This is a genomic window from Dyadobacter psychrotolerans, assembly GCF_004349265.1.
Classification (GTDB): Bacteria; Bacteroidota; Bacteroidia; order Cytophagales; family Spirosomataceae; genus Dyadobacter; species Dyadobacter psychrotolerans.
Map to the genome: position 1 here is coordinate 286,997 of NZ_SMFL01000006.1, position 12,215 is coordinate 299,211.

Below are 12,215 nucleotides of genomic sequence, written 5' to 3' on the forward strand. Positions count from 1 at the left end.
TAGAGGTCATGGAATTTAATGAAACCCAAACACAGACTACCCAAATCGCTGACCAGCCTGTTTCGGTAGCAACACCAGAACTGATCAACGGTTCTCATGCGGTAATTCAGTCATTGATCGCCGAAGGAGTCGAAACAATTTTCGGTTACCCCGGTGGAGCGATTATGCCTGTTTATGATGCAATTTATGATTATCAGGATCAGGTAAACCATATTCTGGTTCGCCATGAACAAGGCGCGGCACACGCTGCGGAAGGATTTGCCCGCATAACAGGCGAGGTAGGTGTTTGTTTAGTAACATCAGGGCCGGGAGCAACGAACCTGGTAACCGGAATAGCCGACGCTATAATCGACTCAACTCCGATGGTTTGTATCGTGGGACAGGTTGCTTCACATCTTTTGGGGACGGATGCATTTCAGGAAACGGATGTAATGGGAATCACCATTCCGATCACAAAATGGAACTACCAGATCACAAACGCAGACGAAATTCCTGAGATCATTGCCAAAGCGTTTTATATAGCGAAGTCCGGCCGTCCTGGTCCGGTGCTTATCGATATTACAAAAGATGCACAGCAGAAATTGATGACTAAACCTTTTTCACACAAAAAATGTGAAAAACTGATTAGCTATCACCCGCGGTTATCTCCAAAAGAGGAACAGGTTGCAGCGGCAGCGAAACTGATAAATGAAGCAAAACGTCCATTCTTATTTTTTGGACATGGTGTTCAAATCGCCGGAGCAGAAAAAGAACTGCTGCAGTTTATTGAAAAAACAGATATTCCCGCAGCTTCTACATTACTTGGCCTTTCATCTGTTTCCGTAGACCATCCTAATTATGTAGGCTGGCTTGGAATGCATGGAAATTATGGAACAAACGTACTTACTAACCAGTGTGATGTAATCATCGCCATCGGGATGCGTTTCGATGATCGCGTAACCGGCGATTTAAGCCGATATGCAACACAGGCGAAAATCGTACATATTGAAATTGACCCGGCAGAAATTGATAAAATAAAAAAGGCGGAAGCGCCTGTTGTCGGTGATGCCAAAAGAGCACTTGAAATGTTGCTCCCACTTGTAAATCAGAACAATCACGAAGCCTGGAGAGCTGAGTTCAAGAAGTTTGATGCAATTGAGGATGAGAAAATTACTCAGCCTGAACTTGCCCCGACGACCGAAAAAATTAAAATGGCGGAAGTGATTCGTACACTTTCTGATAAAACAAAAGGTGAAGCGGTTATTGTGGCCGACGTTGGTCAGCACCAGATGATGACAGCCCGTTATTACCAGTTTAAAAAACCAAACTCATTTATCACATCCGGCGGATTGGGAACGATGGGCTTTGCTCTGCCTGCTTCTTTCGGAGCTAAAGTAGGTGCGCCTGATCGTGAAGTTGTTGCGATAATTGGTGATGGCTGTTTTCAGATGACAATACAGGAATTGGGTACAATTGCACAAAGCGGCTTACCGGTGAAAATCATCATCCTGAATAATAACTTTTTGGGAATGGTTCGCCAATGGCAGCAGCTTTTCCACCAGAAACGCTATTCTTTTGTGGAACTTCAAAATCCTGATTTTATAACAATTGCAAAAGGTTTTGGTATAGACGGGCACACCTGTGGTTTAAGAGAAGATCTTAACGACTCGCTTGATAAAATGCTGGCTTCCGACAAACCATATTTACTGGAAGTACTTGTTGAAAAAGAAGAAAACGTATTCCCAATGGTTCCAACAGGAGCTTGTGTGGCAGATATCAGATTGGAATAAGGTAAATGAAATTTCAAAACCAGTTTACAATTCCACAAGAAATTAAAAGATCATGACTACTTACACCATCTGTGTCTTTACCGAAAATACAATTGGTATTCTCAACAAGATCACAACCATACTTACCCGCAGACGGATCAACATTGATAGTCTGACGGTGTCGGAAACGGAACGTAAAGGAATTTCACGTTTCACGATCGTTATCCGCCACGAATCACGAGAAGCTGTTGAAAAGCTTGTTCGCCAGATCCGTAAAGTTATAGAGGTACTGGCCGTTTTTGGTTACCTGAATGAAGACATTGCCTACAATGAAATAGCCATGTTCAAAATCTCCACACCAATCGGCGCTAAACCACTTGACATCGAAACGATCAACAAAACTTATAAGGCCTGGGTCGTTTACTGGCATTTGACTTACGTTATCATTCAGAAGACAGGTACAGAAGAAGAAATTTTTGAATTCTTCGACTATATAAAACCACATGAAATCCTGGAATTTGTTAGATCAGGACGCGTAGCCGTGAGTAAATCACCGCAAACACTGGTAGATTATCTGCCTGAGGCTGAGTGGGAATATTATCAGTAGCAAATTCATTTTTAGTAATATTGTTTTTAAATCCAGTAATTAATCAATCCAATCAATAATCAATGGCAAAATTAAATTTCGGCGGGGTCGAAGAAGAAGTAGTAACCCGTGAAGAATTCCCTCTTGAAAAAGCACGTGAAGTACTTTCTAATGAAACCATCGCTGTAATTGGTTACGGCGTACAAGGCCCGGGCCAAAGCCTGAACATGCGTGACAACGGTTTTAACGTAATTGTTGGACAACGCAAAGGTGGTAAATCATGGGACAAAGCCGTTGCTGACGGATGGGTTCCCGGCGAAACACTTTTCGAACTTGAAGAAGCTTTGGCAAAAGGTACAATCATTTGCTATCTTCTGTCTGACGCCGCTCAAATTGAATTATGGCCGACTGTTAAAGCAAACCTTACTGCAGGAAAATCTCTTTATTTCTCGCATGGTTTCGGTGTAACTTATAAAGATCAGACTGGCATCGTTCCTCCTGCTGACGTGGATGTGTATCTTGTTGCTCCAAAAGGATCAGGAACTTCGCTTCGTCGTTTGTTCGTAGAAGGAAAAGGATTGAACTCATCTTTCGCTATTTTCCAGGATGCAACTGGCAAAGCTCGTGAAAAATGTATCGCAATGGGTATTGGCGTTGGATCAGGATATTTATTCGAAACAGATTTTTACCGTGAAGTAACATCTGACCTTACAGGTGAGCGCGGGACTTTGATGGGTGCAATTCAGGGAATTTTCGCAGCTCAATATGAAGTGCTTCGTTCAAACGGACACTCTCCATCGGAAGCTTTTAACGAAACAGTTGAAGAGTTGACACAATCATTGATGCCGCTTGTAGCTGAAAACGGAATGGACTGGATGTACGCAAACTGCTCTACAACCGCTCAGCGTGGTGCTCTGGATTGGTGGAAACCTTTCCGTGATGCTACGAAACCAGTTTTCGAACAACTTTACAACTCTGTAAAATCAGGCGAGCAAGCTTCTATTTCCATCACACGTAACTCACAGCCTGACTACCGTGTTAAACTGGAAGTTGAGCTTGCAGAACTTCGTGATTCAGAAATGTGGAGAGCTGGCTCTACCGTTCGCGGATTGCGTCCTGAGAACAGCTAGTTTTTGAACAAGTGATATTTATATGTACCCCTGAGCTTGTCGGTTTGGGGGTACTTTTGTTTTTAAGAGCTTTAAAAATACCAACAATTAGTCGATTAGTTACACAAGACTATTTGAACCAAAGTTCGGATTGCAGCCTGAGTCAAAAAAGCATATATTTGATAAGCAAAAGACACAGAAACATGAAGGAGATTGTTTTTCTTATTAACGAGGCCGAAGAAGGTGGCTTTACCGCCCAAGCGCTGGGTGAGTCCATTTTTACAGATGCAGAAACTATGAATGATCTGAAAAAAAATATTCAGGAAGCAATTAAATTTCATTTCGACAATCCGGCTGATAAACCAAAGATCGCCCATCTCCATTTCGTCAAAGATGAAGTTTTAGCGATTGTATGATAATTCCAACTGATCTTTCAGGAAAAAATTTGCTCAAACTTTGTTTTAAACATTTTGGTTATGAAAAAACCAGGCAAGTTGGAAGTCACATTCGTGCTACAACGACATGCAACGGACAACATCATACCATTCCTGATCACAAACCAATAAAACAAATACTTTACGAGGGATCGTTAAAGATATTGCTGAACATTATGGGAAGGATCCCAAGTACATTTCACAAGTACTTTTTGGATAATCAATTCTCGCTCAATTATAATTAATGATCGCTCCAACTCACTCCGCCCCCACACTCGACAACATTTTTCTCGCCGCCGAACGACTTCGCGGAGTAATCAATCATACGCCATTACTTTACAATGCACACTTATCTGAGCAATACGAAGCAAATATTTATCTGAAAAGAGAAGATCTGCAAACCGTTCGGTCATACAAGATAAGAGGTGCTTATAACAAAATGGCTAGTCTGGGTGCCGAAGCACTGTCAGGCGGTGTAGTATGCGCAAGTGCCGGAAACCATGCACAGGGTGTTGCTTATGCATGCCGGAAAATGGAAGTAAAAGGTGCCATATTTATGCCTACAACTACACCTGCCCAAAAAGTAAAACAGGTAAGGTTATTTGGTAAAGAATGGGTGGATGTGCTTTTGGTTGGTGATACTTATGATGACGCTTACCACGCCTCAGTAATTTATCAAAAAGCAAATAATGCTACGTTCGTTCATCCTTTCGATGATCTTCAGGTAATTGAAGGACAAGGTACAGTTGGCCTTGAAATTTTTAAGGATGCCGATTTTAAGGTTGATTATCTGCTTATGGCCATAGGCGGAGGCGGACTGGCATCGGGCATTTCTACCGTTTTTAAACAGCTTTCTCCCAAAACAAGCCTGATCGGAGTAGAGCCGGAAGGTTCACCCACGATGCACGCATCCATGCAGGCAGGACAAGTGGTGACACTTGACCATATAGATAAATTTGTAGATGGCGCGGCTGTTCGACGGGCGGGAGATCTGACGTTTGAAATATGCAGTAAAAGTCTGGACAAAGTTTTACTGATTCCCGAAGGAAAAGTTTGCTCCACAATTTTACAGCTTTACAATGAAGAAGCGATCGTGGCCGAACCTGCAGGTGCTTTAACAGTTGCTGCATTGGATTTTGTAAAAGAGGAAATAAAGGGTAAAAACGTTGTAGCACTCATCAGCGGCGGGAATAATGATATTACCAGAACGGAAGAAATTAAGGAACGCTCTCTGCTTTACGAAGGGTTGAAACATTATTTCATTATTCGTTTTCCACAACGTTCCGGTGCTTTCCGTGAATTTTTGAATGTGCTTGGGCCAAATGACGATGTCGCCCGATTTGAATATGTCAAAAAAACAAACCGGGAACAAGGCCCTGCCTTAGTAGGAATTGAGTTAAAAAACCGGGAAGATTTTGCACCGCTCATCAGCCGGATGGATGAGCACAAAATTGTTTACGAATACCTGAACGACCAGCCGGATTTGTTTCAGTTCATGGTTTGAACTGCCTGTATTTAATTATAAAATATTAAATTTATATTTTATAATCTACGATCAAGCATGGTTCAGAATAAACAAGAAGTCTTTCAATTGATTCAAAATCACCAACCTGCTATTAAGCAACTTGGAGCTGAAAGGATAGGTTTGTTTGGATCATTTGTTCGCGAAGAACAAAAGGATGGAAGTGATGTTGACCTTGTTGTTGAATTTACAGAAGGAAAAAAAACATACAGAAACTTTATGAACCTTGCTGACTATTTAGAAGCACTTCTAAATCGTAAAGTTGAGCTTGTTACCTGGGAATCGCTAGCTTCATTTGTTAAAAGAAACGTTCAAGAAGAAATCGAGTATGTCACCTTTATTGATTGAGTTTCTACAACACATTGAAAATGAGCTTTCTTTTATAGATAAGAATACTTCCGAGCTCGATTTTGAAGAGTTTGTAAACAATGAGATACTTACAAAGGCAATTGTTCGAAGCTTTGAAATAGTCGGAGAGGCATGCAAAAAGGTTCCTGACGAGATAAGATTCAAATACCCTTTATTCGATTGGCGTGGTTTCGCTGGTTTGAGAGATCGTATGATTCATCACTACTTGGGAATTGATTATGCCCTTCTATGGGATGCAATTAAAACAGAAATACCTTTCAATTTGCTTTGGATCAAATTGATTATTGAAAGAGAGCATTAGTTTTAACCACCTTGCTACGCGTACCCTCAGATATCAGCTCCCAGGAATTTGAATCTCTAAAGATTCAGGACATGACTTTTGTTGCCTATCGTAACGAAGTTTACCCGTCCAAATATGAAGTATTTTTTGAAGAGCATGCGGTGATTGTCGTTCTGGAAGGCGAAAAAAAATTCAGCAGCCCAACGCAGGAAGTTTATGTTGAAAAAGGGGATATCCTTTTTATTCAGCGCGGTTTTTACCTGATGTCCGAATCGATCAATGAGTCTTATAAAAGCCTGGTTTTCTTTTTTGACGAAAAACTGCTGAAAGAATTTGTAAATCTTCATCCTGAACTTTTTAATCCGGAAGAAGCAACCACTACCCTTGAAAACCCGATCTTGCCTCTTAAGGGGAATGAGAATTTTGAAAAGTTCATCCAGTCAGTTTTTCCTTATTTCAAGTCCAGAACGGAATTGAAAAACCACTTTCTCCGTTTAAAATTTCAGGAATTGTTACTTCACCTACTGGAATTGGACAAGTCAAAGCAACTGAGAGCGAACCTTTATAGCTTGTATATCGGAGAAAAGGTAGATCTCTCTTTTTTAATGAACAGCTATTATCTTAAACCGCTTACCTTAAACGAGCTTGCGCGATTATCCGGCAGAAGTCTGTCTGCTTTTAAAAGGGATTTTCAGGAAGATTTTAAAACTTCACCCGCACTTTGGCTGAAAAACAAAAGACTGGATTACGCCGACTTTTTGCTGAGGAATAACACTAAAAACGTAACAGAAATCAGTACTGAGATTGGGTATGAAAGTGTTTCTCATTTTATAAAAATGTATAAAGAGAAATTTGGGGTTACACCGAAAAAGCATGCATAATCATATATCCAAATAGTACTCACCCAATCTATTTTTAAAAATTTCTTAGAAATTGATAAAGATTTCCGCTCAACCTATCCTTTCAAACCAAAATCACTACTTTTTGAACGTTTCCCGTTATACTGTTCCAAGCTATTGTGATGAAATTTGTTCCCCGATCATTTACCAGAAAGATTTTGGTTTAACAGCATCTCTTTAAGATGCAGATCAGTAAAAATAATATTAGTTACATATTCACCATAAATTGAGAATGAGTAATCAAACAAGTACCCTTTTTGACAAAGTGTGGGATTCACACGTTGTACGTAAAATTGAAGACGGTCCTGATGTGTTTTTTATCGACCGTCATTTTATTCACGAAGTAACCAGTCCGGTTGCTTTTCTTGGACTTGAAAGCAGAAACGTTGGTGTTATTTACCCAAACCGCACTTTTGCAACAGCCGATCACAATACTCCAACGATCAACCAGCATCTTCCGGTTCAGGATCCTCTTTCTGCAAAACAGCTGGATGCTCTGGAAACAAATTCTGCGAAATATGGTATTTCTCACTGGGGGCTTGGAAACGCAAAAAATGGTATTGTACACGTAGTTGGACCTGAAAACGGAATCACACTTCCGGGCATGACGATCGTTTGCGGTGATTCGCATACGTCTACCCATGGAGCGTTTGGTGCAATTGCATTCGGAATTGGTACTTCTGAGGTTGAAATGGTGCTTTCTTCGCAATGTATCATGCAGCCAAAGCCAAAGAAAATGCGGGTAAACGTCAATGGCAAATTAGGCAAAGCAGTAACGCCAAAGGATGTTACTTTATATATTATTTCAAAACTGACTACTGCCGGAGCAACGGGTTATTTCGTTGAGTATGCCGGTAATGTGTTTGAAAATATGTCTATGGAAGGCCGTATGACGGTTTGTAATATGAGTATTGAAATGGGCGCACGAGGTGGCATGATCGCTCCTGACCAGACTACATTCGATTACATCAACGGACGTGATCAGGCTCCAAAAGGCGAAAAATGGGACAAAGCCCTGGCGTACTGGAAAACTTTGAAAACCGACGAAGGCGCTGTTTTTGACAAAGAATACAATTTTGACGCTGCCGACATCGAACCGATGATCACTTACGGAACCAATCCGGGAATGGGCCAGGGAATTTCCCGCAACATTCCTACATCGGGTGAAGTGGAAGGCGGAAAAGCAACTTATGACAAATCGTTGAATTACATGGGTTTTCATGAAAATGAATCCATGTTAGGCAAGAAAATTGATTACGTATTCATTGGCAGTTGTACCAACGGACGTATTGAAGATTTCCGTGCTTTTGCCTCTATCGTAAAAGGACGTAAAAAAGCCGATAACGTGACAGCTTGGGTAGTTCCGGGTTCGCATATCGTTGAAGCACAGATCAAAGAAGAAGGAATTCTGGATATACTGACCGAAGCCGGCTTCGAACTTCGTCAGCCAGGCTGCTCGGCTTGTCTTGCTATGAACGATGACAAAATACCAGCTGGTAAATATGCAGTAAGTACATCAAATCGTAACTTCGAAGGCCGCCAGGGCCCGGGAGCACGCACGCTTTTGGCCAGCCCATTGGTTGCAGCCGCCGCCGCCGTAACCGGGATGGTTACAGATCCGAGGGATTTGATGTAAAACCCAGGTATCAGTTATTAAATATTAAAATCTAAACGCTGAACGCAAAACTATTTTCTGTACGCTGGAAAGCTAACAGCCAATAGATAAAAGCTAACAGCTTACTAACATGGCTTACGACAAATTCACCATATTAAGAAGTACGGCAGTTCCCTTGCCGATCGAAAACGTTGATACCGACCAGATTATCCCGGCCCGTTTTCTCAAAGCTACCAAACGTGAAGCTTTTGGAGATAACCTTTTCAGAGACTGGCGCTATAATGGCGACGATACTCCAAAAGCAGATTTCGTTTTAAATAATCCCATTTACTCAGGAAAAATCCTGGTAGGCGGCCGTAATTTCGGCAGCGGATCAAGCCGGGAACATGCTGCCTGGGCGATTTACGATTATGGGTTCCGTTGTGTGGTTTCCAGCTTTTTTGCGGATATTTTTAAAGGTAATTCTTTAAACATCGGCATCTTACCTGTTCAGGTCAGTGAAGAATTTCTTGACAAAATATTTCAGGCGATCGAAGCAGATCCTCATGCAGAACTTGAAATAAATCTTCCGGAAGAGACGATCACACTTGTTGCAACGGGAGAGAAAGAATCGTTTGACATAAACGGTTATAAAAAACATAACATGATCAATGGCTTTGACGATATCGATTATCTTCAGGCTATGAAAAACGAGATCACTGAATTCGAAGCAGCAAGATTATATTAAATGGCTGTCGGCTTTCGGCAATCGGCTTTCGGCATTTTTTTCCGATGCAGGCCGACTGCTGACGGCCGGTTTCCGATAGCCCTATGAGTAAACGCTATATAGAAATAATGGATACGACACTCCGCGATGGTGAACAAACCAGCGGAGTGTCATTTTCCGCTTCCGAAAAACTGACAATTGCCCAGCTCTTGTTACAGGAAGTTAAAGTTGACCGCATTGAAATCGCCTCTGCACGAGTTTCAGAAGGTGAATTTGAAGCGGTTAAAAAGATTACGGATTGGGCAAAAATCAATGGTTTTCTGGACAAGATTGAAGTGCTTACGTTTGTAGACGGCGATGCTTCGATTAACTGGATGCTTCAGACGGGAGCGAAGGTGATGAACCTGCTTACGAAAGGTTCTATTAATCATCTTACGCACCAGCTTAAAAAAACACCTGCAGAGCATTTTGAAGACATCCGTAATGTTATTGAACTGGCGCAGTCGTCTGGTATAGACTGCAATGTTTATCTTGAAGACTGGAGTAATGGAATGCGTAATTCCAGAGAGTACGTTTTTGATGCGCTTGATTTCCTGACTACAATGCCGGTTAAAAGGATTTTATTGCCTGATACACTGGGTATTCTTACTCCTTCCGAGTCTTACGAGTTTGTCAAGTCAATCGTTGATCGCTACCCCAATAGCCGCTTTGAATTTCATGCCCATAACGACTACGATCTAAGCGTAGCCAATGTCATGGAAGCACTCAGAGCCGGAGTTCACGGGCTACACCTCACCGTAAACGGAATGGGAGAAAGAACCGGAAACGCGCCTTTGGCAAGTACCATTGCTGTTTTAAAAGACTTTCTGCCCGAATATGAAACGTCTGTCAACGAAAAGTCTCTCTATACCATAAGCAAACTTGTCGAAACGTTTTCCGGTATCAGGATTCCGTCTAATAAACCAATCGTCGGCGAAAGTGTATTCACCCAAACTGCCGGAATACATGCAGATGGAGACAAGAAAAACAATCTGTATTTCAGCAAGTTAATGCCTGAGCGTTTTGGGCGGCTTCGTTCTTATGCACTTGGAAAAACATCAGGAAAAGCGAATATCGAAAACAACCTTCGGGACCTGGGTATTACCTTAACAGATGCCGATCTGAAAAAAGTAACACAGCGGATTATTGAGCTGGGTGACAGGAAAGAAGCTGTTACGCCGGATGACCTTCCTTACATTATTTCCGATGTGCTTGACAGCAATGCTATTGAGGAGAAAGTGGTGATCGTCAATTATGTACTGACACATTCTAAAAACCTGAAACCATCCGCAACTTTACAAATCCGGTTTGGCGAAGAGCTTTTTGAGGAAAGTGCGCAAGGCGACGGACAGTATGATGCATTTATGAATGCGCTGAAAAAGATTTACTGCAAAAAAGATATCAGCCTGCCTATGCTGACGGATTATGCCGTGCGTATTCCTCCCGGAGGTAGAACCGACGCACTTTGTGAAACGATCATTACCTGGGAAATAAATGGAAAGGATGTGAAAACAAGAGGATTAGATTCCGATCAGACTGTTTCTGCAATTATGGCTACTCAGAAAATGCTGAACCTAATAGGTATACCCGAAAAACCTTTGACTCGGCAGGATATGGCGATGATAAATGCTTTATAAGACGCTAACAGAAAAGGATTCAAGACATTAAATAAACACTGAATATTAATGAAAAAAAATATCTTAATCGTTCCTGGTGATGGCATCGGGCAAGAAGTTACAGAAGTTGGTAAAAAAGTTTTAGAGAAAATTGCCGAGAAATTCGGGCATGAATTTACTTACGATGAAGCACTGATCGGGCATGTTGCCATCGAAGCTACCGGCAATCCGCTTCCTGACGAAACTCTTGAAAAAATGAGAGCTTCTGATGCCGTACTTTTCGGTGCCGTAGGCCATCCAAAATATGATAATGATCCGAGTGCAAAGGTGCGTCCTGAACAGGGATTACTTAAGATGCGCAAGGAACTTGGGTTGTATGCCAATCTTCGCCCGATCAAATTATTTGATGAACTACTTGAAGCTTCTTCGATCAAACCTGAAATCCTGAAAGGTTCAGATATCCTTTTCTTCCGCGAATTAACCGGAGACATATATTTTGGTGAAAAAGGTCGTAAAAATGACGGTGATACTGCTTACGATATTGCTGAATACAGCCGTTTCGAAGTTGAACGTATTGCGCGTAAAGCTTTTGATGCAGCCCGTACAAGAAGAAAAAAACTATGTTCGGTAGACAAAGCGAACGTTCTTGAAACCAGCAGATTATGGAGAGAGGTTGTTCAGCAGCTAGCTCCTGAATATCCTGATGTTGAAGTTGAACATATGTTTGTAGACTCAGCAGCCATGATGCTCATTAAAGATCCACGCCGGTTTGACGTAGTTGTAACAGCAAATTTGTTTGGTGATATTCTTACAGATGAGGCGAGTCAGATTGCAGGCTCAATGGGTATGTTGGCTTCCGCTTCAATAGGAGACAGCACCGGCGTTTACGAACCAATCCATGGTTCTGCTCATGATATTACAGGTAAGGGTATCGCCAATCCATTAGCATCTGTACTTTCGGCTGCATTATTGCTTGATATTTCTTTTGGATTAAAAGAAGAATCTGATACAATTATTGCGGCTGTTGATAAACTTCTGAAAGACGGTTTCCGTACCAGGGATATTGCGGACGCCTCTACGCCGGAAAACATGATTTTAAACACGCAGGCAGCCGGTGAAGAACTTTTAAAAAGGATCTGATTTTACAGAGTTTTTGCCAAATATTATTTGTTTAAAACAAAAGTTATACTTTCTTTGCAGAACAAAATGATAGTCAGCGAAATTTCGCAAACTCAGTTCCATGACAACACACGATCAAAACTTTAATCTGCTTCTTCTCAACATTCCGTGTT

At 41.6% G+C, this 12,215-nt stretch carries 12 protein-coding genes; all 12 read left to right on the forward strand.

All coding sequences use genetic code 11. The features are described from left to right. The first annotated feature begins 8 nt into the window (after positions 1 to 8). Entirely contained in the window at positions 9 to 1,769 is a 1,761-nt protein-coding gene (ilvB, locus tag E0F88_RS18310) for a biosynthetic-type acetolactate synthase large subunit (protein WP_131959717.1), read from the forward strand. 52 nt (positions 1,770 to 1,821) lie between these two features. Continuing rightward, positions 1,822 to 2,355, forward strand: coding sequence for an acetolactate synthase small subunit (gene ilvN / locus E0F88_RS18315; protein WP_131959718.1), 534 nt, complete (start codon positions 1,822 to 1,824; stop codon positions 2,353 to 2,355). Positions 2,356 to 2,417: 62 nt separating this feature from the next. Further along, complete coding sequence (gene ilvC / locus E0F88_RS18320; RefSeq protein WP_131959719.1) at positions 2,418 to 3,464, forward strand: ketol-acid reductoisomerase; 1,047 nt, start codon at positions 2,418 to 2,420, stop codon at positions 3,462 to 3,464. Positions 3,465 to 3,646: 182 nt separating this feature from the next. After that, a complete protein-coding gene (locus E0F88_RS18325) occupies positions 3,647 to 3,859 on the forward strand; it encodes a 2-oxoisovalerate dehydrogenase (protein ID WP_131959720.1) in 213 nt (70 codons plus the stop codon). Between the two features lie 262 nt (positions 3,860 to 4,121). Next, complete coding sequence (gene ilvA / locus E0F88_RS18335; RefSeq protein WP_131959721.1) at positions 4,122 to 5,381, forward strand: threonine ammonia-lyase; 1,260 nt, start codon at positions 4,122 to 4,124, stop codon at positions 5,379 to 5,381. Positions 5,382 to 5,438: 57 nt separating this feature from the next. Then, positions 5,439 to 5,747, forward strand: a complete 309-nt coding sequence (locus E0F88_RS18340; protein ID WP_131959722.1) for a nucleotidyltransferase family protein — start codon at positions 5,439 to 5,441, stop codon at positions 5,745 to 5,747. Beyond that, positions 5,728 to 6,069, forward strand: coding sequence for a HepT-like ribonuclease domain-containing protein (locus E0F88_RS18345; RefSeq protein ID WP_131959723.1), 342 nt, complete (start codon positions 5,728 to 5,730; stop codon positions 6,067 to 6,069). Before E0F88_RS18340 ends, E0F88_RS18345 begins: the two co-directional genes overlap by 20 nt. Positions 6,070 to 6,080: 11 nt before the next feature. Further along, complete coding sequence (locus E0F88_RS18350) at positions 6,081 to 6,929, forward strand: AraC family transcriptional regulator (RefSeq protein ID WP_131959724.1); 849 nt, start codon at positions 6,081 to 6,083, stop codon at positions 6,927 to 6,929. 250 nt (positions 6,930 to 7,179) lie between these two features. Next, positions 7,180 to 8,583: a 3-isopropylmalate dehydratase large subunit gene (gene leuC / locus E0F88_RS18355; protein WP_131959725.1), complete on the forward strand. Its 1,404-nt coding sequence runs from the start codon at positions 7,180 to 7,182 to the stop codon at positions 8,581 to 8,583. 109 nt (positions 8,584 to 8,692) lie between these two features. Next, entirely contained in the window at positions 8,693 to 9,289 is a 597-nt protein-coding gene (leuD, locus tag E0F88_RS18360; RefSeq protein WP_131959726.1) for a 3-isopropylmalate dehydratase small subunit, read from the forward strand. A gap of 83 nt (positions 9,290 to 9,372) precedes the next feature. Continuing rightward, a complete protein-coding gene (locus E0F88_RS18365) occupies positions 9,373 to 10,944 on the forward strand; it encodes a hydroxymethylglutaryl-CoA lyase-like TIM-barrel protein (RefSeq protein WP_131959727.1) in 1,572 nt (523 codons plus the stop codon). Positions 10,945 to 10,992: 48 nt separating this feature from the next. Beyond that, positions 10,993 to 12,063, forward strand: a complete 1,071-nt coding sequence (gene leuB / locus E0F88_RS18370) for a 3-isopropylmalate dehydrogenase (RefSeq protein WP_131959728.1) — start codon at positions 10,993 to 10,995, stop codon at positions 12,061 to 12,063. Positions 12,064 to 12,215 lie beyond the last annotated feature (152 nt).

Bases quoted from the DNA above. Each gene is read 5' to 3' on its own strand.
- ilvB (WP_131959717.1), top strand. From the start codon at position 9: ATGGAATTTAATGAAACCCAAACACAGACTACCCAAATCGCTGACCAG.
- ilvN (WP_131959718.1), top strand. From the start codon at position 1,822: ATGACTACTTACACCATCTGTGTCTTTACCGAAAATACAATTGGTATT.
- ilvC (WP_131959719.1), top strand. From the start codon at position 2,418: ATGGCAAAATTAAATTTCGGCGGGGTCGAAGAAGAAGTAGTAACCCGT.
- E0F88_RS18325 (WP_131959720.1), top strand. From the start codon at position 3,647: ATGAAGGAGATTGTTTTTCTTATTAACGAGGCCGAAGAAGGTGGCTTT.
- ilvA (WP_131959721.1), top strand. From the start codon at position 4,122: ATGATCGCTCCAACTCACTCCGCCCCCACACTCGACAACATTTTTCTC.
- E0F88_RS18340 (WP_131959722.1), top strand. From the start codon at position 5,439: ATGGTTCAGAATAAACAAGAAGTCTTTCAATTGATTCAAAATCACCAA.
- E0F88_RS18345 (WP_131959723.1), top strand. From the start codon at position 5,728: ATGTCACCTTTATTGATTGAGTTTCTACAACACATTGAAAATGAGCTT.
- leuC (WP_131959725.1), top strand. From the start codon at position 7,180: ATGAGTAATCAAACAAGTACCCTTTTTGACAAAGTGTGGGATTCACAC.
- leuD (WP_131959726.1), top strand. From the start codon at position 8,693: ATGGCTTACGACAAATTCACCATATTAAGAAGTACGGCAGTTCCCTTG.
- E0F88_RS18365 (WP_131959727.1), top strand. From the start codon at position 9,373: ATGAGTAAACGCTATATAGAAATAATGGATACGACACTCCGCGATGGT.
- leuB (WP_131959728.1), top strand. From the start codon at position 10,993: ATGAAAAAAAATATCTTAATCGTTCCTGGTGATGGCATCGGGCAAGAA.